Origin of the sequence: Ruoffia tabacinasalis (assembly GCF_042652985.1) — a bacterium.
In the GTDB taxonomy this organism is placed as follows: Bacteria; Bacillota; Bacilli; order Lactobacillales; family Aerococcaceae; genus Ruoffia; species Ruoffia tabacinasalis.
The window spans coordinates 67,331-88,618 of record NZ_JBHSHQ010000011.1 but is presented as its reverse complement, the minus strand read 5'-3'; the positions used below and the strand labels follow the sequence as shown (position 1 = coordinate 88,618).

Here is a 21,288-nt window from a genome sequence, read left to right as displayed (position 1 = left end):
TTATGCGTTTACGTAACAAACCTTGGGCACAAGACAAATTAAATGAATATCCACAATACGTACCAGCTGAACCGACTGAGTACAAAGGTAAATGGCAGTCCCGCTTTGAAAAAGAGCAACCTATCCATATTGAAGTTGGATCCGGAAAAGGACAATTCATTATCAATATGGCAAAAGCCCATCCAGAAATAAATTATATCGCCGTTGAAATCCAAACAAGTGTGATTGTATCAATCTTGGAAAAACAAATTGAAGAAGCTCTACCTAATGTTCAAATCTTACATGGGGACGGCAGTGATTTAAGCGAGTATTTCGCACCTGCTGAAATCAGCTTACTTTACTTAAACTTCAGTGATCCATGGCCAAAAACACGTCACGCTAAAAGACGTCTCACTTCACCAATATTTTTAAAACAATATGAAACTATCCTTCCTGAAAACGGAGAAGTTCACTTCAAGACTGATAACCAAGGTCTTTTTGAACACTCGCTTGAGAGCATGTCTGAATATGGTATGTACTTTAAGCAAGTTTGGCTTGATTTACATAAGTCTGATTTCGAAGGTAACGTCATGACAGAATATGAAGAAAAATTCTCATCTAGAGGTAATCGCATTTATCGTCTAGAAGCTGTTTTTCCGAGTAAATAGAAAAAAGCAAATAGCCTAGCCAAATTTTGTTTGGTTAGGTTATTTTTTTAGCGTTTATTTATTGTGGGGATGGAACTTAAGACAATGGGGTTGCGGTGTGGCTTGAGTTGAGGTTACTTGAGACAAATGGGATTGTGGTTTGGCTTGAGTTGGAGCGACTTGAGACGAATGGAATTGCGGTTTGGCTTGAGTTGAGGCAACTGGAGACAAATGGGATTGCGGTTTGGCTTGAGTTGAGGCAACTGGAGACAAATGGGATTGCGGTTCGTCTTGAGTTGGAGCGACTTGAGACGAATGGGATTGCGGTTCGTCTTGAGTTGAAGCAACTGGAGACGAATGGAATTGTGGTTTGGCTTGAGTTGAGGCAACTGGAGACAAATGGGATTGCGGTTTGGCTTGAGTTGACGGAACTTGAGACGAATGGGATTGTGGTTCGTCTTGAGTTGGGGTAACTGGAGACAAATGGGATTGCGGTTTGGCTTAAGCCAACAAAAAAAGAACCTAACCACTTTTCTGGTCAGGTTCTTCTCTTTCATTTTACTTACGATTTCTCGGATGATCCGGGTGATGCGGGTCGCCACCATGTGTTTGTTCACGAGACTCTTTTAATTCTTCCTCTTGCTTATCTGAACAATCTTTATCTCTGTTTCGTGGATGGTCTGGGTGATGCGGGTCGTTATAAACTTCGCGTTTCACTTCTTTTTCAGAATCTTTTTCAAATGTCATCTAATTTAACCTCCAGGCGATTAATTAATTTGTTACCCATTTTTCAACAGTATACTTACCATCAACTTCTTCTACCTCTTCAGTCATAAACAAACTTTCGCCGTCGAAGACATATAAGACAGAGTCATTAATTAACATCGCGTATTGAGCTTCCGAGTCATCGTTAAGTTGAACACTTTTAGGGTCAATCAATTCAACTTCAGTATCTTGTGGGAAACTTGCATTCGTTCTCAAGTGCATGGCTAGAACAAGTTGCATGAATTCATTCTCAGATTGGTAATCCATCTTGAAATCATTATGCTCTATTAAATCATTATCAAAACTCTCTTGCAGTAATTCATATGTGCGACTCTCTACTAAGACTTCATCTTCATGCCCTTCTTCAACCGATGAAAACTGCGTCACAATCTGCTCGTCACTATCCAGTCCGATTAGATGATTCACGTCTACAGCAACCACATCATCAGCTAAGTATAGACCAACATTTTGGTATACACGTGCGTTCAGGTGATTCTCTCTCAAATCATAAGCTAAATTCATATATGGATATAAGCGATCTGCTTCCCCATCTTCATCTAAAAGAACGACCGGTGAGATAGTTTTACCAATTAAGCCTGTACCCAAACCACCTTCGCCCTCTCGTAAAGCGCCAGTAAGAATGACTAAATCTTGATAGATTGCTTCAGTACTTTCAACTTCACCCTCTTCATTTGCATAAAATCTAACGCCACGTTGTTCCGGGCTATTCACAAAATAATAGGCTAAGTTGAACAAGCCGTCATCACCAATCGATAGAATTAATTCTAAGTCTGCATCCAAATCCTCAACTCTAGTTTGAGCAGTATAAAGCCCAACGTAATCTTCAGTAGCTTCTGGTGCTTCATAAACGCTATCATCTGGATTTAAAATATTCGCTGGCATGAAATTGGCATAATTCGTTCCATGTTCATGATGATGGTCTGCTGCTAAAGTTTCAGTCGCATCATGGTCATGATCTTCTTCTGCCAAAATCATCACTGGATTCAGTGATAGTAATAAAGTAGTTGTTAAAAGTAGTGTCAAAGATTTTTTCAATGGCTTCTTATCCTTTCCAATAATTAATTAATTTGGTGTAATGCCCGCAAGATACTCATAAGTGATTCCATCTTGATCTTGCAACTTTCCATCAACTTCTTCAAGTACGAATAATTCTTCACCGAATAGTTGAATGTTCCACGCATCCTCTTCTTCAAGCACAGTCGGACTTGCGATTGTATAATAAGCATACCCATCTTTTTCCGTATAGTAAATGCCCGGGATACGGTTATTGATTAAATTTAAAATGTCCAATTGTGACATCTCAGGTGTAATCATAGGGACAATTTCTTCATAATCCGCTTGTAAATCATATGGTAAATTATCTTCACTTAAATAACGCTCACGAACACTTTCAGAATAGCTTGATAAATCTGGATATGGAAAGGAATGAAAGTCAGCTAACCATTGGCTTTTCTCTAATCCAGATGCATCGTCAGTTAAATCGTGTTCGTCTTTAATATAAATTAAAAGTTGATTTTCTTCGAATAATAAGCCTTCTATCGCATGATCTTCTGGTGCTATATAATACCCTACAAAAGGTACATCAGACAAAATTTGTTCCTCTCCTTGAGCCAGTACACTACTCTTAGGGCCAATTAAAGTGAAAAACAGTCCAATAAATAATAATAAATTTCTTTTCATAAATGTCTCCTAAAATTCAAAAGCGCAACGTTAAATAAATAACGCTGCGCTAAGAAATTGTTTAATTAAATTCCTCAGAGATTATTCAGCTGATTCTTCTTCAGTTGTTTCTTCTGCTGATTCCTCAGTTGTCTCTTCTTCTGTAGATTCTTCAGTTGTTTCTTCTGAAGTTTCTTCAGTAGACTCTTCTTCAGTTGCTTCCTCAGCAGATGCTTTACCAGTTACTTCGATTGGTGCAATTGCTGTGTCGCCACCTTCGTACATACCCATTGCTGCTAATAATTTGTAAGCAATGTCGTTGTTTTCAAAGTTTCCTTCGAACATTGCAGCTCCTGATCCGATTGCATAAACTGGAACACGCTCTGGAGAGTGGTCAACAGTTGTAAATGCGAAACCAGCTTTACGAGCTACTAAACGAGTTGATGCAATAGAGATTGGTAAGTAAGAGTGGTAACCTTTGATAACGTCAGCTTGGCCAGCGTTACGGTCATCATACTCTAATTTAGATTGCTCAAATGCATAGCGTAATTCTTCTAAGTCTAATGCAGATACTGCCATTAAATCAGTTTCTTCAGCTTCTGCTTCACTTGCTTCTGCTTGTGTTAATACTTCTTCAGTTGCTTCTAAATCAATAACGAAACCAAAGTTTTCTTCTAATACTGGAACAAAATCTTCGAAAGTCATTTCTGGATTTTCTTCTAATGCTTCAGCAAAGATTACATCAAACTCTTCTTGAGAAACAGCTTGATTATCGATTAAGTGGAAGTAGCTGTTGTATCCTGTTTCTGAGTTACCTATTGTAAATCCACCAGTTGGGTGGTCAGCTGTAACAACGATTAACGTTTCTTCTGGATGCTCATAGTAGAAGTTAATTGCTTCTTGGATAGCATTTTGGAAGTCAACAACTTCATGAATTGTAGCAGCTGCATCATTCGCATGCTCTGCCCAGTCAATCTTACCAGATTCAGTCATCATGAAGAAACCTTCTTCGTTTGAACCTAATACTTCAATCCCTTTAGAAACCATGTCTGCTAATGATTGCTCACCTTCGTCACGGTCCATAGCGTATTTCATTGAAGATCCGTCTGCTTCAGATAATACAGCTGCTGGAGCATATACTTTACCTGATTCTGCAGTAATTGCATCAAATTCTTCTTGTGTATCTGCAACAGTATAGCCATTTTCTTCCATTACATCGTATAAGTCAGGTTGACCTTCTTCACCCGTACGACCTCCTAGAGATCCTCCAGCGAAATAATCGAAGTCAGATAAAGCCATTTGTTCACCGATTTCATAATAGTTATTACGGTGCTCAACGTTTGAGTAGAATGCTGCTGGTGTTGCGTGGTTTAATGTAACTGTTGAAAGAATACCAATTGATTTACCTTCAGCTTTTGCTTTTTCAGCTACTGATTCTGTTTGTTCAGTAAAGCCAGGAGTTAAACCAATCACGTTTGAATCAATTTTTACACCGTTACCGAATGAAGTTGCTGTTGCTGCTGAGTCTGGCACATAGTGGTCTGCATCCGTTGGGTTTTGTAACCCAATTACAGGGAATTGTGAGAAGTTTAAAGGTTGTGCTTGCGCTACACCATTTCCTTCATTACCATTATCTGGGCCTAAGTAATATTCTGCCGCAGATACAGGGATGTTCCCCATTCCGTCACCGATGAATAAGAATACGTATTTGGCTTGGTTTTCGTTTACTAGTGATAAATCTTCAGTTAAAGCGCGACCTTCTTCTAAAGTAACAACTGGTAGATCAGCAAATTGACCTTCTTCTTGTCTTGCAGAAACAAATGTAGGTGATATGACTGATAATAATACAGAAGCACATAATGATACTAAAAGAGATTTCTTCATTTTTTCAAAATTCCCCTATTCCATAAATTATTTGTATTGTATTACAAGAATTATTTTAGCAATGTAATGTAAATTTGATGTAAATTTGATGTAAACTTGGCAGTTTTAATGTAAAGTTTACGTAAATTTTGTGTAAAGTTTTAACCCTCAAAATATTAAGTATTCATGCATTGTTTTTAAATATCAATAATCCTTTGCTTCGCTAATTTTAATACCATATACTTACTATAATTAGAATAATCGGAGGATGATTATATGCAAAAATTAAATTACAGCTCACTTAGTGGACAACACATCATTGATACGCGTTCGCAACATTCATTTCAGCTGGCCACATTGTTGGATCTCTGAATCTTATTTTAGCTAATTTTAAAAAGTACGCGATTAACTATTTCCCAACAAATGAGCCTATGGACTTTGTCACAGATGATAATAGCTCAGAATACTTAGACAATCTTCAAATATCAGCAAAAGAATTAGGCTTTACAGAGTTGTCTGGTTATATTTTGTTTGAGGAAATCCCTAATTCGGAACTTAGACAAAGTGATACAATCTCTGCTAAGGCTTTCTTAAACCTTGAAGGCGATTATACTCTTCTTGATGTTAGACATCCGTCCGAAATTACACGTATCGCACCTAAAAATAATCTAAAATCCATTCCGTTTGAAGATTTACCTACGTCTCATCAATCTCTGAATAACAATAAAAAAATCTATACTTTATGCGGTTCTGGGAACCGAGGAACAGCAGCTGCTTCGTACCTTGAGACACTAGGATTTCAACCTATCATTATCGAAGGTGGTATGAAAGCTATCCAAGATGAAGACAAATATAAGGCTACTGGTCAATGAAAATACGATTATAGATATTTTCAAATAAAATGAAATTAACAATACTATAGAGGAGTGAGATCATGGCGGTAGAACAGACTTACATCATGTTGAAACCTGATGCTATCCAACGACAGTTAATGGGTGAAATTATTAGTCGAATTGAAAGAAAAGGCTACCAGATCGTTCAAGCAAAGTTAATGGATCTTGATTCAGAGATAATTGCGAATCATTATGCTCATTTATTAGAACAGAATTTCTATCCTAAACTGGAAGCTTATATGTTATCCGGACCAGTATTTGCAATGATTGTTGAAGGCGAAGAAGCTATTCAAGGTATGCGGACATTGATGGGGCCGACAAATGTCTTTGAAGCAATGCCGGGAACAATTCGTGGAGACTTTGCGACTGATTTAACTTATAATACGATTCATGGATCAGATTCACCTGAAGCTGCTGAAATCGAAATCAAGCGATTCTTTGGCTAGTTTCTGTGAGTTCAAACTGACTAGTTACTATTCAAATAATAGGAGCATTTTATGAATAAAATTTTTAAAGTAAGCTTATTATTCGCGACTTCTCTCGCAATGATTAACTTCCAACCCGTCTCTGCGCAAGGTTTAATGGGACGACAAGAGTTTGTTGATTATTTAAGCTCTTCCCTATCATCTGGGCATGGTTGGGTGGATGGCGGACAATATATGGATGATTTTGATGATGCATTATTCAACTCTGCTATCAGCGGAACGACTTTAAGTGATGCCCAGATTAGAGATATCATTTATGGTTTGGAAGACGGTTATCCAGGTTGGATTGACCATGCAACGGAGATGTCCTTAACAGAATATGCCCGTGAGTACTTAGCCCACTATGCTAACCCTGCTGGAGATAGTGCTTCGAATGCCAGCACAGAATCCTTACCTTATCAGGATTTTATTGGGAATTATCAATCTACTGCTGCAGTTCAAAGCATTAGTTTACAAAACGTAACTATACCTTACGATAATTATCTGGAAAGGTCAGAGGAAAGTTTAGTGTTCTTTTTATCAAATAAAGTCACTGTTTCAGATTCATTCAGACCTGATACTTCACATCAATTGACTTTTAACAGCGATGGGAGTGTTGATCATCAAGGAACTGAAGGTCTTGGATACGCATCTTATCAATATCAAAACTACATCGGTGAGCAGTCAAATATGATAAAATTAGACACGAATCTTTATTTTTATTATAACGACGTCCAGGATTCCTATGATTTAGTGAGCTTTTACGAGACACAAAGTAATTCAATGGATGACATTACTTTTAATGTAAACCTAACTCGTTTTCAAAAGCTGTCAACTGAATCGACAAGTCAACCATCAAGTTATCAAAATGTCATTGAGCTCCATCAAGCGTTTGAAGCATTCAATTGGATTACCTCTCCCGAGGCTTTAGAAGCGTATGGTGATTTTAGATATGTTGTTGAGAATGCTAGTTTTGGAAATATTGGAGGTGAGGATACGAAATACGAAGAACTGCAAACAATGATAGATCGCTCTGATTATACGGTTTCTGAACAACTTCAACTTGATTTCCGTAATAATTACATTATATCGTATCCTTATTACAGACCGAATGGAACAGAATCATTCATGCAAGTATCTTATCCGATTCACGATGTTTTTGCGATGGGAGCAACTTTGATTTTCTATGAAGTATCACCTGAAATGTTTAAGCCGATTGATAATGATTTTTATCAATATAATTCGGTCAGTCAATTTGTTGATTTGAATCCGAATATTATTGCGGTATCTCAATTTTGGGGCAATCCAAGTGACCGTTATCAACTTGCTATTCCAACAATTAATCCATCAACGGGTGCTCAAGAAGTGAGCTTTGTCTTCTATGATAATGGCCAGATCTTCTATCACCAATCTGTTCCCTTTAGCGATTATAAAGACCAACCCGCTAAAGCTAATTACTTAAATTTTGTTGAATATGACGACTCTAGAAGATAAAAAATACGCTTAGAAAAGAATGCTTCCCTCACTTTTCTAAGCGCATTTTATTATTTATTTGTCTTTGTGGCTGGTTTAACCTCAACCAATGGTTCTTGAAATTGCGGATGGATTAACATTTTCGATATGACATTCGAGCCATATGTATGGAAAAGCTTATTAAAGTAGTCATAGTAAGTTCCTGGAGCTAATATTCCTGTGACATTAATCAGATTAATTCCATTATTTCCAAGTAATTCATCTGCCAGCAACACGCAATTGGTTCCTAAAACAAAATAAGTTTTATAACGTCCGCGCTTAAATTTAAAGGCTTGCCCTTTCGTCGCTTCCAGTACTTTGCCGATATAACTTTTCTTTTGCTTTTCAGTCGTTGCTTCCCAGGGCGTTACATCTTTTAGAATATGCTCGAGCTCGTATTTTAACTCTTCTAACTCTTTTTCTTTCAGACCAATTCCAAAGCGAAACACACTCGTTCCTCTCGTTTTTAGAAAATCCAAGTAAGGTTTTTCATCCGCAACGACGAGAACACCGTCCCCTATTGCTCCTGCAGCTATGTGAGCTTCAATATCATGATTTCCGTATGAGTACACTTTTCCTTTATAACTGACGTCCACGTGACCTATTTTATCAAAGCCGGTCTTTCCAACATGAATTAAAATATGGACTATCGAATCTTCATCGTAATCTTTAGGTGGCTTTTGATTAGAAAATCTTTCCGTAACCGTATCTTCATTCCCGGCCAGCATTTCATTGAATTTAATCATCACGTTATTCGGAATAATCGCATCAATAAAGACTGGTAAAGGTATCCGTATGCGATTTCTAAGTTTCTTGGCTTTTTCATTACGCGTAATTAACTGCCTTCCATCATTAACATAAGTAAAACCGATAAACACTAAATAGACGCCAAGTCGAAATAACGTGTTCGTAATACGCTCTGAACCAAACATACTCGTAACGCCAAATAGAAAATGGATCAAGGTAATAAATAATTGACTATTAATATCACTCACTTTATCTCGTGCTAATAAAATATAAGAAGTGAAACCAATGATACCGACCGTAAACTGATACAAGCCAATAAAGAATATTAGCCACCCAGTTGTAAATTCGACTCGATCAGCCAAAATTAAACCGAAGATTACATACAACAATGCCTTTCCTAATGCAATTAGCCTAGGTAGAATCTCATCTTCTCCTCGTTTGAGTACTAAGGTATAGAATAATTTCCAAAGACCTATGACAATTAAAATGAATTGAATAATTTCAGCCAATAGGAGAACAAATGAAGCTCTAAAAAATACAAGCGCAAGTCCAAAAATAACTAAAAAGCAGCCAAATAAAATCGAACTAATATTTTCCCTGCGACTCACCATATCTCATCCCCTATCAGTTTTTATTTATTATATCTTAGCTAAGTTTAATATTAAAGAAAATTCTTTTTTAAATAAATTGCACTTCAATAAACAGATTAGTTTAGGTAATATTTTATAAAAAAAGTGTCAAGATTACCACAAATTTGCTTGTGCTTTCTGTATGGGAAATTTCAACACAAAAAACTGTACATGTTCTGTACAGTTTCTATCTTTATTTAATCGGTGTAAGATTCTAATTGGAACTCAATAATTGTTTTAGTCTTCGTCACAGCAGCAATCATATCTTCCTTCAACTGATCAGTCAGACGATAATAAGGAATACTAATACTGAACGCATAATGATTGCGGTCAATCGGATTCACAATCGCTGCACCTACACAAAAGACATCTTCCTCTGATTCACGATCATCAATAGCATAGCCTTTTTTTTCAGACTCTTCCACTTGCCCCATTAAATCAGCTGGATCAGTTAATGTATAAGGTGTTCGTGGCGTTAAGATAGCAGAATCAAAATATTGATTTTGAACTGTCTTATCGAATGTAGCCAAAGTCGCCTTCCCCATAGCTGAACAGTATAAAGGTTGTGTATTACCAATCCTTGAGAGCGTTTGGTGTTTGCTACTTGGATTCGTAATTTTATTAATATACAAGATTTGATTGTCACGAAAAAGTCCTAAGTGAACCGTTTCGCCAAATTGCTCATATAAATGCTTTAAAGCTGGATGCGATTCTCTAACAATGTCAAAATGCATAAAGGCAGCGTTCGCTAACTGAAGTAGCGTTGCTCCTAAAGCATAGCGTTTCGTCGTTTCATCACGGCGCACATAACCAAGTAATATTAGTGTGTCTAATATTTTGGATGTCGTTGATAACGTAATATCCGCATGCTTCGATATATCATTCATTGTTAAGGGTTCGCCTGATTGTGACAGCACCCCAAGTATTTGATCAGCTTTTATTAAAACAGTACCATATGGTTTTTTACCAACTTCAGACAACCTAATCCCTCTTTCTTATTTAGAAACTCAATATCTTTATCATAGCAGTCCCAACCTTTTGTTGTCAATCATTTTTATGAAAATAATTGCTTTTTTTCTGTACTAAATCACTATTCCATAGCGAATGCAATCGTTTCCCATTTTGTACACTTAACTGAGTATATTATTAGCAACCCTCCCCTTATTTCGATATGATAGAATTAAATGGAGGTTATAAATATGAAATTAACTGTATATTTAGCAGGTCAAATTCATGATAATTGGCGTGAGGAATTAAAAGAGAAAGTAGCAGCGAAAGGGTTAGATATCGAATTCGTAGCACCACAAACAGATCACGACGCTTCAGATGGTATTGGTGAAAAAATCCTAGGTGAGCAACCTAATAACTATTACCGTGATAATGCTGCTTCTGATATTAATAATTTCCGCACTCAAATACTGATGAATAAGGCGGATCTTGTTATAGCACTGTTTGGCGACCAATACCGCCAATGGAATACAGCGATGGACGCAACAACTGCGATCAACCAAAACAAGCCACTGATTATTGTACGTCCAACTGAGTTAATTCACTCACTTAAAGAGCTATCAAATAAAGCAAATGTGACTGTTGAGACATTGGACCAAGCGGTGGAAGTGTTAGATTACGTATTTAAATAGTGAATCAGCAAAAGCTCAGCAATTGTGGTGATTTTTCCACATTGTTGAGCTTTTCGTGTCCTTGAGAACTTTTCAGGGACATGTTTTGGCGTTTCGTGTCCTTGAGATTTTTTGAGGGACATATTTTGGCATTTCGTGTCCTTGAGATTTTTTCAGGGACATATTTTGGCATTTCGTGTCCTTGAGATTTTCTCAGGGACATGAATAACAAATTTTAACCCCTAACTCCCTTTAAACCAACCCAATAAAGTTAACCACCGGCGTTTCATAAGGATGTTTTTCTAGAATAACCATCTCAGCAATTTTTCTATCCACAGCCTTAATCCTAAACTCAACTTTCAATTCATCCACTTCTGCAATCTCGCCAACCTCGCCTATAAAGGGGTTCGCCCCGTCCAGTGGTCTAAAGTGGCCTTTTACTGGAGTGGCCGCATAACAATAATCATAGTTGCCGTCTTTCAAAAGCCCTGCTTGGTTTAGTGCGGTGATTAATTCTTCAGAATTTTCTGCTGGTATAAAAATTTCAACTTTTAAATAGGACATAGTAAAGTTCCCTCTTTCTTAAAAATGCTCTACAATAGTGGTTTGCGTTGCTTTTACCTAAGTTAATAAGTAAAATTAAGTAAATAACAATATAGGAGTGATACAAATGCATGCACTACATCAATTACTACAAGATTTGAAAGGTTACAAATGGGTAAACTTAACACATGAAGTGAATGATCAAATTCCAATTTATCATACATTTAATCCACTTCAAGAGAAACAAATTTCAAAAATGGAAGAAGACCGTGTGCACTCACTTGAATATACTATCGGTTCTTCTCACGGGACTCATATTGACGCACCGAGCCATTTTGCTGAAGGAAAAAGAACGCTACAAGACATCCCACAAAATGAACGCATCTTACCACTTTACGTCATTCACCTAGAAGACAAAGTAAAAGACAATCCGGGCTATGCGGTGACCGTTGACGATATTAAAGACTTTGAAGAAAAATACGGTCAAATTCCTGAAGGGAGCTTCGTGGCCTTCTCAAGTGGTTGGTACAAACGCTTTGATGACCCAGATGCATTCTTAAATAAAGACAATGAAGGTGTTGAGCATACACCAGGATGGTCAATTCCGGCTTTAGAATTCTTAAGTCGCACACGTAAAGTCACTGCCATCGGACATGAGACATTAAACACGGATAGTGGTGTAGACGCAGCTGAACAAGGCTTCTTAGATGCACAATACTATTGGTTGGCCGAAGATAAATACCAAGTAGAATTACTAGCTAATCTTGATCAAGTCCCTGCCGTCGGTAGCATTATCTTTGTAGCTGTTCCGCATATTAAAGACTCACCTGGTTTCCCAGCTGAAGTTTTTGTGGTAATTCCGAATAGTTAAAAAAAGAAGCTTTGAGGTGACCCCCAAAAGTTAGAGTTAAAAATCTAACTTTCGGGGGTCACCTCACAATTACCTTGCTCTTGATTTAAAATGCCTTCTAAATGCTTGTTACAGCAATCTTTATCGACAATAAACTAAGAAAAAGGCTTTGCAATACCTGTAAGGATCTGCAAAGCCATTTTTTTGAAAACTTTTTATAATTTATTATTTACCAATTTCTTGAATGGCTTTCATTCCGCCTTCAATAACTTTAGGATTTAATCCTTTTGATTCAAGGAAAGAAGCCGCTGCAGTACTTCGGTTACCAGATCCACAAAGCGTAAAAATTTGTTTGCTCGTATCCAGTGATTGATAATCATTGACTAAATCCTCAAATGGAATATTGACCAATTTTTTTTCAGGTGCTGGCCGTGTAATTTCGTCTGGATGTCTGACGTCAAGTAATATAAAATCATCTGATTTATTCAGGAAATCTTCAGCAGGGATAGTTTCCGTTGTCTGTAAGCCATCTTTGGGTACTTCATCTATCAAAAGATAACCATTCTTTTGATTAAAACCTAATTCATCAGTCACCCCAGTGAGTTCTGCTAGTTGAGCTTCGTCCTCAGAACCAATGATAAAAATAATGGATTGATTTACATCGAGATAATAAGTTGCATAAGTTTTAAAGTTACTTGGGTTAAGATTGAGAGAGTTTTTAATATGTCCCTCTTGGTACCCATGTTGAGTTCGAACATCAACCAGTTGTTGGTTATTAATGTCCTCGTAAAATATTTTCTTCATTTGTAATGCTCCTCATGATAGTTTTGTATTCATTTATTATTTACTTAAAGTTGAATGAAAGGGGGATAAATAGGTGTCACTCTCAATAAGTATCCCTAATGACCCTTCAACAAAATGAAGTAAATAAAAATGATAAGATTACTTGACAAAGCATAGAGACCCATCTATATTTAATACATTGACAGGTATCTATGTGAATAAAGTATATGAAATTTAGAGAATTATTGCAAGTTTTCTTGCATCATATAGGTTGATTTGTATCGAATACATAGATAGGTACCTATATATTCGATACATATACAATCATCAATATAAGCCCTTAGTTGATTGTAGAAACTAAATCAATCATTTCGTCCAAATCGTTTAACAAAGGAGTGGAAAACAGAATGGAAATTTTTAATCCAAAAGAGCATATTAATACAAAGTATTTATTCTATACAGGTAAAGGTGGCGTTGGGAAAACAACAGCCGCTAGCGCAACAGCTATTCAATTAGCGAATGAAGGTTTCAAAGTTGTATTAGTGAGTACAGACCCTGCCAGTAATTTACAAGATGTTTTTGAAAGAGAATTAGATGATAACGGAACAGAAATTGAAGAAATTCCTGGCTTAACCGTCGCTAACTTTGATCCAGTCAGTGCTGCAGAAGAATATAAAGAATCTATTGTGGGTCCTTATCGCGGAATTCTGCCAGACTCTGCGGTACAAAATATGGAAGAACAATTAAGTGGTTCATGTACGACAGAAATTGCTTCTTTTGATCAGTTCGCAAAATTCTTAACAAGCCCTGATATATCTGACCAATACGACTATATCATTTTTGATACAGCGCCTACCGGCCATACATTAAGACTCTTACAATTACCTTCTGCTTGGACAAACTTCTTTGATGAAAATACAACTGGCACAAGCTGTATGGGTCAATTATCTGGTTTAGATGAAGAGAGAGAAAGTTATAGTTTGGCAGTAGAAACACTTGCTAATTCTGAAATGACAACTTTACTACTCGTAACTCGCCCGCAAGAAGGACCATTAGTCGAAGCCAATCGTGCGTCCGAAGAATTACGAGCATTAGGGGTTGAAAACCAGAAACTTATTGTGAATGGCCTTTTAGAAAATCCGACAGATACGATTTCTCAAACATACTATGAAATTCAACAAGATGCATTAAACCAAATGCCTGAAAATCTTAAAAACTTACCTCTTTTTGAAATTCCATTAAGACCTTACAATCTTGCAAGTATCGAAAGTATCGGTTTATTACTTAGTGAAGAACAACCTGAAATCAGTCATGAAGAAGTGCAGGATCAGGAATACCCACGCTTACAAACTGTTATCGATGATTTACACAACACAAACAAACGAGTCGTCTTTACAATGGGTAAAGGTGGCGTTGGGAAAACAACCATCGCAGCCAGCATTGCGAAAGGCCTTGTAGAAAAAGGTAAAAAAGTTCATTTAACAACGACCGATCCTGCAGCTCACTTAAATTATATTGTGCATGAATCAGATACTCTTGGGGTTAGCCATATTGATGAGAAAAAAGAGTTAGAGCTTTACCAAAATGAAGTTTTAGCTAAAGCGCGTGAATCAATGTCGGAAGAGGACTTAGCTTATGTAGAAGAAGATCTAAACTCACCTTGTACAGAAGAAATTGCAGTATTCAGAAAATTCGCTGAAATTGTTTCGATGACGGAAGCAGATGTGGTGGTTATTGATACTGCGCCTACGGGACACACACTTTTACTTTTAGAATCTTCTCAAAGTTACGCCCAAGAGGTGGAGCGAACTTCTGGAGAAGTACCAGAATCAATTACCCTACTCCTGCCTATTTTACAAGATCACAACCAAACAGAAGTGGTCATGGTGACATTACCTGAAAATACACCTGTCTATGAATCGATTCGTTTACAAGAAGATTTAGACCGTGCAGGTATTGCACATACTTGGTGGGTGGTTAATAACAGTTTATTATCAACAGGGACTACGAATAAAACATTGTTAGCTCGCGCAAAATCGGAAGAAGAATGGATCCAACGTGTCGATGGATTATCAAAAGGGCATTTTGCGGTCATCGACTGGAGTCCTATTGAGTTAAAAGAGGATGTTCTTGCTACAATTGTTTAATCTCAAAGGAGAATAAAAATGAATTATGAATTATTTGCTGAAAAAATGAAAGCTTTATCTGATCCAAATCGAGTAAAGATACTCGATTTACTATCCTGCGATACTTTATGTGCCTGTGATTTGCTTGAACACTTTGATTTTACTCAACCAACTCTCTCCCATCATATAAAAGTATTAAGAGATGCGGATTTAATTGTTACAGAAAAAATAGGAATTTGGCATCATTATTCGCTGAATCGAGAATTAGCTACCGAGATAACAGAAATCCTTCAAAGTGTTTTCTCAAGTTCTGAAAGATGTATTTGTCATACAACAATAAATGAAAAGGAAGATCAATATGAAAAAGTTAGCCATTTATGAACCTGCCCTATGCTGTAGTACCGGAGTTTGTGGTCCTTCTGTAGACGAGGATTTATTACGTATTACGGGTGTGATGAAACAAGTGAAAGAAGAAGACGATGTGATGATGATCCGTTACAATCTTGCTTCCAATCCTAATTCGTTTGTACGAAATCAAAACGTCATAGACACTATGCAAAATGAAGGACAAGACTCTCTTCCAATTACTGTATTAGATGGAGAAATTGTTAAAACCGGTGCTTATCCAATGAATGAAGAAATTAGTGAATATTTAGGTATTCAACTGGTTAAAGAAGCGATTCAATAAGAAAAATGTTTGAGGTGCGAAATTTATTTTAGAAAAAGAGGTAAAATATGAACAAATTAGAGATATTTGAACCCGCTATGTGCTGCAGTAGTGGAGGTTGTGGCTCATCAGTGGATGAAAATCAAATGCTAATTACATCTCTCATCAATGCATTAAATACTATTGATGGATATCAAGCTTATCAATACAATTTGACTGACAATCCTGTGCAATTTGTAAGTAATGAAACCGTTAGTACTATTTTACAGAAAGAGAATTCTGCTGCTTTGCCAATCACAGTATTGAATGGCAAAGTGAAGAAAGCTGGAGCTTATCCAACTCTTGATGAAATTGCTGAATATACTGGTGTACGTTTTATGGTAACAGACCAATCTGGTGAGAGCGATTGTGGTTCCACTGGATGTTGTTAAGGGAAAAGAAGTAAGAGTTTATCTTCTTTTGTTTCTCATTAAAAGATTAAATACTATTATTATTGGATGAAAATAATGAAAGAAACAGCTTTAAAAGAAAATGTATCGAATAAAGAAAATGGGATTGGGCTTTGGGAACGTTATTTAAGTTTATGGGTTGCTTTATCAATGATTATTGGTGTAGCGCTAGGGCAATTTGTTCCTGCAATACCTAATTTTTTAAGTCAATTTGAGTATTATAACGTATCAATTCCAACAGCTATTTTAATTTGGTTAATGATTTTTCCAATGATGTTAAAAATTGACTTTAGCAGTATTGTAAATGCAACAAGAAAGCCAAAAGGATTAATCTTAACTACAGTAGTAAACTGGCTAATTAAACCATTTACCATGTATGCAATTTCTGCCTTTTTCTTTTTGGTGGTATTTAAACCGTTTTTAAGTCCCGAACTAGCCAATGAGTACATAGCTGGTGCGATTCTTTTAGGGGCAGCACCTTGTACAGCTATGGTATTTGTATGGAGTGAACTAACCAAAGGTGATCCAGCATACACCTTATTGCAAGTATCTATAAATGATATCATTGTTCTCTTTTTATATGCTCCAATTGTGGCACTTTTATTGGGTATTGGTAACGTTTCGGTCCCTATCAATACACTTTTACTCTCTATTTTTGTATTCATTGTAATCCCTTTGGCTCTAGGAATTATTGTTCGAAAATACGTGGTCAAGAAAAAAGGTGATGATTATTTTGAAAAAGATTTTGTGAATAAATTTGATGGGACCACACGGATTGGTTTACTACTAACTTTAGTTATTATCTTTTCATTCCAAGGTGAACGAATTCTAAGTAATCCATTCCATATTTTATTAATTGCTATTCCGTTAATTGTTCAAAATATAGTAATATTTTTCCTTGGTTATGGTGGTGCTAAAGCTTGTAAATTGCCTTTTTCAATAGCAGCACCCGCAGCTATGGTTGGAACAAGTAACTTTTTTGAACTTGCTGTAGCTGTCTCAATAGCATTATTTGGATTAAATTCTGGTGCAACTTTAGCAACCGTTGTAGGAGTATTAGTAGAGGTTCCTGTTATGCTATTATTAGTCAAATTTTCAAATAAAACGAAACATTGGTTCGATGGCTACGAATATTAATTAAAAAGAGAAGAAAATTATGTGATAGAACCTTTCATCAACTGTTTTATTAACTTAAAATTTGAATGCATAATGCCAGACTTTATCTAATCACAGAGATTGTATTCAACTTCATAGTGAATCGGGCGATGTATGGACGAGGGTATGTAGAAACGTTTAGAAGCGACCTTGTTGCGGAATAAGATTCCAAACCCATGGTTATCTATTACAACGTCTAACAAAAATATACGTTATAATGACGAAATCTTTATTGAGTTCAAATATTATAAGTAGAGTTGGCAATCTGGAGTAATACTTAACGATCAATTCTGAATGTTGCAGTGGTGATGAGTAAATTTCTAAAAGAGTAGTTCGATTTGAGATTAAACGTATTTTGATATTTATATGAATACTTTTGTGACACAAAAACGACCCCCGTAAAGTTAGATTTTTAACTCTAACTTTACGGGGGTCACCTCATTACTGCTCCTTAGATGCGTGCTTTTTATTAAATATTATTTACTAAATAATCAATCAGGACGTATTTTATATCATCATAACTTATCTTATCAGGCAAAGCCTCTTTAATATCTTTCAGTGAATTGGTTCCAACTTTTCGAATCGCCTGCTTGATTTGGTTCTTAATATACGATGACACATCCGCGTCAAACACTTCCAAATCCCCTTGCTCCGCAGCTTGAGTCAGATGCGACAAGACAGTTGCTTCAGTGATATTACGTTCAATCGCAATCTCTAAAGGCGTCAGTCCACGCTCTGCGTACTGAGCACTCAGATGATAACTCGATTGGCCGCCACTACTTTGTGTCTCAACACTTTCACGGTGCGGTTCCGATTCGACTGTCGCATTCGGATTCGAAGACGAATATTCTTGAATCGCTGGCAAGAAATAACCCGCATACTTCTCGGCTTTAACCGAGCCAACTCCTTCAACATCAAGGAATTCTTCATAAGTATTCGGCATACGACTCGCCATATCTTCCAAGGATTTATTAGAGAAGATAATATAAGCCGGCATCCCCTCTTCTTTGGCCAATTGTGCCCGAACTTGACGTAATTGTTCATACAGATCCGGGTTAACATTTTTAGATACTGTTCGTCTGCGGCTCGTTGAAGCTTTCAAGTATTTACGTTCTTTAATCGTTAAAGACGTTTGACCCATTAAAAGCATCTTAGACGCTTCAGTCGCATATAAACCGCGATGTTCAGTTACGCTGATATATTGATACGCCAATAAGGCTGAGATGATATCGCGAATTTGTTGAACGGAATAAGTCTTCATAATGCCGTAAGTCGATAGCTCGTCAAAGCGATTATCTAAGACTCGTTGATTCTGACTTCCACGCAGAACATCAATAATCATCGTCATCCCAAATTGGTGCTTCATTCGAAGCATACACGATAAGATCATCTGAGCTTCTTTTGTCACATCGATTTGACGCATTTCACCCATACAGTTTGAACAATTTCCACACGGTTCATTAGGGAATTCGCCAAAATATCTTAAGATAAAATTCCGTAAGCAACCCGTGAAACTTGCGTATTGTATCATCATTTCTAATCGGCGGTGAGCTAATTCATCATTACTTTGCGCAATTAAGAACTTATTGGTCATAATATCTTGTGAGTGATATAAAAGAATCGCTTCCGCATCTAATGAGTCTCGTCCCGCACGACCTGCTTCTTGATAATAACTTTCTAAATCTTTCGGCAAGTTAAAGTGAATCACTTTCCGAACGTCCGTCTTATCAATTCCCATTCCAAAAGCATTTGTAGCAACAATAATATTACACTCATCATTAATAAACTCAGACTGAGATTGTTGTCTTTGGTCGTGTTCCATCCCCGCGTGATATTTATTCACGGCATAGCCTTCTTGCTTTAATTCTATATGCAACTTGTCGACTTGTTTACGCGTGCTGGCATAAATAATAATCGCCTCGTCGTGATTAATTAAACTATGCAAAGTCGCTAAGCGATTATTAGGTTCGACGACTGAAAATTTAATATTTGGTCGGTCAAAGGAATTAATGAACACACCAGGTTCTTCTAATTCTAATTGAGCGACAATATCGTCTTGTACTCGTTTCGTTGCGGTTGCGGTAAAAGCGGCCATTCTTGGTCTTTGAGGCAATTGGTTAATAAATTGTGTAATGTTTCGGTAGCTTGGTCTAAAATCAAAGCCCCATTGAGACACACAGTGCGCCTCGTCTACAGCAAATAATGAGATATTTTGTTTGCTCAAAAATGCTTGGAAACTAGGATTTTCTAACCGTTCAGGTGCGACATACAACATCTTCAAAGTTCTTTGTCGCAATTGTTGAATAATGTCTTGGAACTCTTCACTACTGATGGTCGAGTTCAAATAAGCTGCTTGAACACCTTGTTGCGTCAACGTGTCCACTTGATCTTTCATCAATGAAATCAACGGTGATATCACTACGGTTAAGCCAGGCAACATTAAAGCCGGGAGTTGGTAACATACTGACTTCCCGCCCCCGGTTGGTAGAATTCCTAATGTGTCTTGTCCAGATAATATTGTGTTTATTATTTCTTTTTGCCCAGGGCGAAAGGAAGAATACCCAAAATGCTCCTGTAATGATGCTTCTAACTGCACAAAATACGCCCTTTCTTCTAAAATCATTTTTTATCCTTAAATAGTTTAACATACAACTGAATTATTTAGAACATGAGGTGATTCATCGATATTTTCGTTCCAGTGGAAATTCATTGTAGCCATGGGAACGTCTGTAGCTTTTTGTATAAACACTATCGTATTTATACAAAGGAGCTTCCGACTCGCCTACCTATTGCTTCTGTAGCTCACTAACGTTCGCACAGAATCTAATGCGGTAGATCGTCCTTTTGCATGGCACATGAATTTCCTCAGTCACTTCAATATCAATTCATATATAACTTTAGCTTAATGTTAAAATAATATAATTTAGTTAGCTGATGAAAGAGAGAATGATGAGGTACCGTAGTATTAGGACGACTGTGCGCACATGAAGCCATAGGAGCGGTAGCGACGTATGGATTCAGTAGCAGAGCGAGACGGAAGCTCAATCACAAGGCTTTAGCCGAAGTGATTAGCTGAAGGCGTTCCACTACGGTCACCGAATCATTCTCTCTGCAATCAGCTCAAACCAACTCCCCCTCACAATCCAATTCTTTGTAAACAAAAAGCGTTGTTGTTAAGATTAGGTAGAAGATACATTAGGTTAAAAGCTTTTGAAAGGAGTTTTTTAATGAAAGTATTAGTAGTAGGAGCAAATGGTAAAGTCGCTAGACACTTTGCTGAAATAGTCAAAGACCATGAAAACATTCAAGAAACAGCCATGATACGTAAGGCTGAACAAGAAAGTTTCTTTGAAGAACGAGGCATTGAAACAGTGTTACTCGACTTAGCTAAGAATTCCATCGACGAATTAGCCGAAGCCGCTAAAGGCATGGACGCAGTGATATTCAGTGCGGGTGCCGGAGGAAAAGGCTTAGATAAGACCGTGAAAATCGACTTAGACGGCGCAATCAAAGTAATGACAGCTGCCGAACAAGCTGGTGTTAAACGCTTCGTAATGGTCAGCACGTTCCGTACTGGACGCGAAGAAATGGAAAAAGAAAATTCCCTGCAAGTATACACCATCGCTAAGAACTATGCAGATGAATGGTTGAAAAACCGTACAGAATTAGACTGGACTATCGTTCACCCAGGTATTCTTGTAGACGAAAGCGGTACTGGAAACATTAAAGTAGGAACAGACTTTGAAATCAATGAGATTCCACGTGAAGATGTTGCCCGCACTCTTGTAGCCGTCTTAGAAAACGACAACTCAATCAAGAAAGAATTCGAAGTCTTAGCTGGCGACAAGGCCGTTAATGACGCTGTTAAATCACTTTAATATATAACAAAAAATAACCGAGTCAGATCACATTATAAA

General features: G+C 37.1%; 22 protein-coding genes. 13 read left to right on the top strand and 9 right to left on the bottom strand.

The features are described 5' to 3' along the window. The first annotated feature begins 2 nt into the window (after positions 1 to 2). Positions 3 to 647 (top strand): tRNA (guanosine(46)-N7)-methyltransferase TrmB, encoded by a 645-nt coding sequence (gene trmB, locus ACFO5Y_RS02340; RefSeq protein ID WP_197103827.1) that lies wholly within the window; start codon positions 3 to 5, stop codon positions 645 to 647. A gap of 107 nt (positions 648 to 754) precedes the next feature. Beyond that, the gene (locus tag ACFO5Y_RS02335) at positions 755 to 1,099 is read left to right on the top strand and encodes a hypothetical protein (protein WP_197103826.1); all 345 of its coding nucleotides are present in this window, start codon (positions 755 to 757) and stop codon (positions 1,097 to 1,099) included. A gap of 85 nt (positions 1,100 to 1,184) precedes the next feature. Here ACFO5Y_RS02335 and ACFO5Y_RS02330 read toward each other — a convergent pair whose 3' ends face one another. From ACFO5Y_RS02330 to ACFO5Y_RS02315, 4 genes are all read right to left on the bottom strand, one after another. Continuing rightward, the gene (locus ACFO5Y_RS02330) at positions 1,185 to 1,373 is read right to left on the bottom strand and encodes a hypothetical protein (RefSeq protein ID WP_197103825.1); all 189 of its coding nucleotides are present in this window, start codon (positions 1,371 to 1,373) and stop codon (positions 1,185 to 1,187) included. 24 nt (positions 1,374 to 1,397) lie between these two features. Further along, positions 1,398 to 2,447, bottom strand: coding sequence for a hypothetical protein (locus tag ACFO5Y_RS02325; RefSeq protein WP_197103824.1), 1,050 nt, complete (start codon positions 2,445 to 2,447; stop codon positions 1,398 to 1,400). 27 nt (positions 2,448 to 2,474) lie between these two features. Beyond that, positions 2,475 to 3,092, bottom strand: coding sequence for a hypothetical protein (locus ACFO5Y_RS02320; RefSeq protein ID WP_197103823.1), 618 nt, complete (start codon positions 3,090 to 3,092; stop codon positions 2,475 to 2,477). Positions 3,093 to 3,173: 81 nt separating this feature from the next. Beyond that, on the bottom strand, positions 3,174 to 4,955 hold the full coding sequence (locus ACFO5Y_RS02315) for an alkaline phosphatase (protein ID WP_197103822.1): 1,782 nt from the start codon (positions 4,953 to 4,955) through the stop codon (positions 3,174 to 3,176). A 410-nt stretch (positions 4,956 to 5,365) separates the two neighbouring features. Between ACFO5Y_RS02315 and ACFO5Y_RS02310 the strand changes: the two genes are divergently transcribed. The 3 genes from ACFO5Y_RS02310 (at position 5,366) to ACFO5Y_RS02300 (ending at position 7,785) form a co-directional block, all read left to right on the top strand. Next, positions 5,366 to 5,806, top strand: coding sequence for a rhodanese-like domain-containing protein (locus ACFO5Y_RS02310; protein WP_197103821.1), 441 nt, complete (start codon positions 5,366 to 5,368; stop codon positions 5,804 to 5,806). A gap of 62 nt (positions 5,807 to 5,868) precedes the next feature. After that, positions 5,869 to 6,273: a nucleoside-diphosphate kinase gene (ndk, locus tag ACFO5Y_RS02305; RefSeq protein ID WP_197103820.1), complete on the top strand. Its 405-nt coding sequence runs from the start codon at positions 5,869 to 5,871 to the stop codon at positions 6,271 to 6,273. 51 nt (positions 6,274 to 6,324) lie between these two features. Further along, positions 6,325 to 7,785, top strand: coding sequence for a hypothetical protein (locus ACFO5Y_RS02300; RefSeq protein ID WP_197103819.1), 1,461 nt, complete (start codon positions 6,325 to 6,327; stop codon positions 7,783 to 7,785). 50 nt (positions 7,786 to 7,835) lie between these two features. On the opposite strand, the gene ACFO5Y_RS02295 is transcribed toward ACFO5Y_RS02300, so the two are convergent. Both ACFO5Y_RS02295 and ACFO5Y_RS02290 read right to left on the bottom strand, forming a co-directional pair. Beyond that, positions 7,836 to 9,161 (bottom strand): DUF308 domain-containing protein, encoded by a 1,326-nt coding sequence (locus ACFO5Y_RS02295; RefSeq protein ID WP_197103818.1) that lies wholly within the window; start codon positions 9,159 to 9,161, stop codon positions 7,836 to 7,838. Between the two features lie 215 nt (positions 9,162 to 9,376). Further along, positions 9,377 to 10,159 (bottom strand): IclR family transcriptional regulator, encoded by a 783-nt coding sequence (locus ACFO5Y_RS02290; RefSeq protein WP_197103817.1) that lies wholly within the window; start codon positions 10,157 to 10,159, stop codon positions 9,377 to 9,379. Between the two features lie 219 nt (positions 10,160 to 10,378). Between ACFO5Y_RS02290 and ACFO5Y_RS02285 the strand changes: the two genes are divergently transcribed. After that, positions 10,379 to 10,819, top strand: coding sequence for a YtoQ family protein (locus ACFO5Y_RS02285; protein ID WP_197103816.1), 441 nt, complete (start codon positions 10,379 to 10,381; stop codon positions 10,817 to 10,819). A 231-nt stretch (positions 10,820 to 11,050) separates the two neighbouring features. Here the strand turns inward: ACFO5Y_RS02285 and ACFO5Y_RS02280 are convergent, their stop codons facing one another. Then, a complete protein-coding gene (locus ACFO5Y_RS02280) occupies positions 11,051 to 11,362 on the bottom strand; it encodes a YqfO family protein (RefSeq protein ID WP_197103815.1) in 312 nt (103 codons plus the stop codon). Between the two features lie 106 nt (positions 11,363 to 11,468). Between ACFO5Y_RS02280 and ACFO5Y_RS02275 the strand changes: the two genes are divergently transcribed. Beyond that, the gene (locus ACFO5Y_RS02275; protein WP_197103814.1) at positions 11,469 to 12,212 is read left to right on the top strand and encodes a cyclase family protein; all 744 of its coding nucleotides are present in this window, start codon (positions 11,469 to 11,471) and stop codon (positions 12,210 to 12,212) included. A gap of 204 nt (positions 12,213 to 12,416) precedes the next feature. Here ACFO5Y_RS02275 and ACFO5Y_RS02270 read toward each other — a convergent pair whose 3' ends face one another. After that, complete coding sequence (locus tag ACFO5Y_RS02270) at positions 12,417 to 12,995, bottom strand: rhodanese-like domain-containing protein (protein WP_197103813.1); 579 nt, start codon at positions 12,993 to 12,995, stop codon at positions 12,417 to 12,419. 386 nt (positions 12,996 to 13,381) lie between these two features. Here ACFO5Y_RS02270 and arsA point away from each other — a divergent pair, with 386 nt between their 5' ends. The 5 genes from arsA to arsB all read left to right on the top strand — a co-directional run bounded on the left by arsA (position 13,382) and on the right by arsB (position 17,353). After that, positions 13,382 to 15,121, top strand: a complete 1,740-nt coding sequence (arsA, locus tag ACFO5Y_RS02265; protein WP_197103812.1) for an arsenical pump-driving ATPase — start codon at positions 13,382 to 13,384, stop codon at positions 15,119 to 15,121. Positions 15,122 to 15,139: 18 nt separating this feature from the next. Next, positions 15,140 to 15,481 carry an ArsR/SmtB family transcription factor gene (locus ACFO5Y_RS02260; protein WP_197103811.1) on the top strand — a complete coding sequence of 114 codons (342 nt, stop codon included), beginning with the start codon at positions 15,140 to 15,142 and terminating at the stop codon, positions 15,479 to 15,481. Next, positions 15,459 to 15,788, top strand: coding sequence for an arsenite efflux transporter metallochaperone ArsD (arsD, locus tag ACFO5Y_RS02255; RefSeq protein WP_197103810.1), 330 nt, complete (start codon positions 15,459 to 15,461; stop codon positions 15,786 to 15,788). Before ACFO5Y_RS02260 ends, arsD (ACFO5Y_RS02255) begins: the two co-directional genes overlap by 23 nt. A 47-nt stretch (positions 15,789 to 15,835) precedes the next feature. Then, positions 15,836 to 16,198: an arsenite efflux transporter metallochaperone ArsD gene (gene arsD / locus ACFO5Y_RS02250; protein ID WP_197103809.1), complete on the top strand. Its 363-nt coding sequence runs from the start codon at positions 15,836 to 15,838 to the stop codon at positions 16,196 to 16,198. A gap of 75 nt (positions 16,199 to 16,273) precedes the next feature. Next, positions 16,274 to 17,353 (top strand): ACR3 family arsenite efflux transporter, encoded by a 1,080-nt coding sequence (gene arsB, locus ACFO5Y_RS02245; RefSeq protein ID WP_197103808.1) that lies wholly within the window; start codon positions 16,274 to 16,276, stop codon positions 17,351 to 17,353. Positions 17,354 to 17,840: 487 nt separating this feature from the next. On the opposite strand, the gene recQ is transcribed toward arsB, so the two are convergent. Continuing rightward, positions 17,841 to 19,994 carry a DNA helicase RecQ gene (gene recQ, locus ACFO5Y_RS02240; protein ID WP_197103807.1) on the bottom strand — a complete coding sequence of 718 codons (2,154 nt, stop codon included), beginning with the start codon at positions 19,992 to 19,994 and terminating at the stop codon, positions 17,841 to 17,843. 604 nt (positions 19,995 to 20,598) lie between these two features. Here recQ and ACFO5Y_RS02235 point away from each other — a divergent pair. Beyond that, entirely contained in the window at positions 20,599 to 21,249 is a 651-nt protein-coding gene (locus tag ACFO5Y_RS02235) for an SDR family oxidoreductase (RefSeq protein WP_197103806.1), read from the top strand. The last annotated feature ends 39 nt before the right edge of the window (positions 21,250 to 21,288 follow it).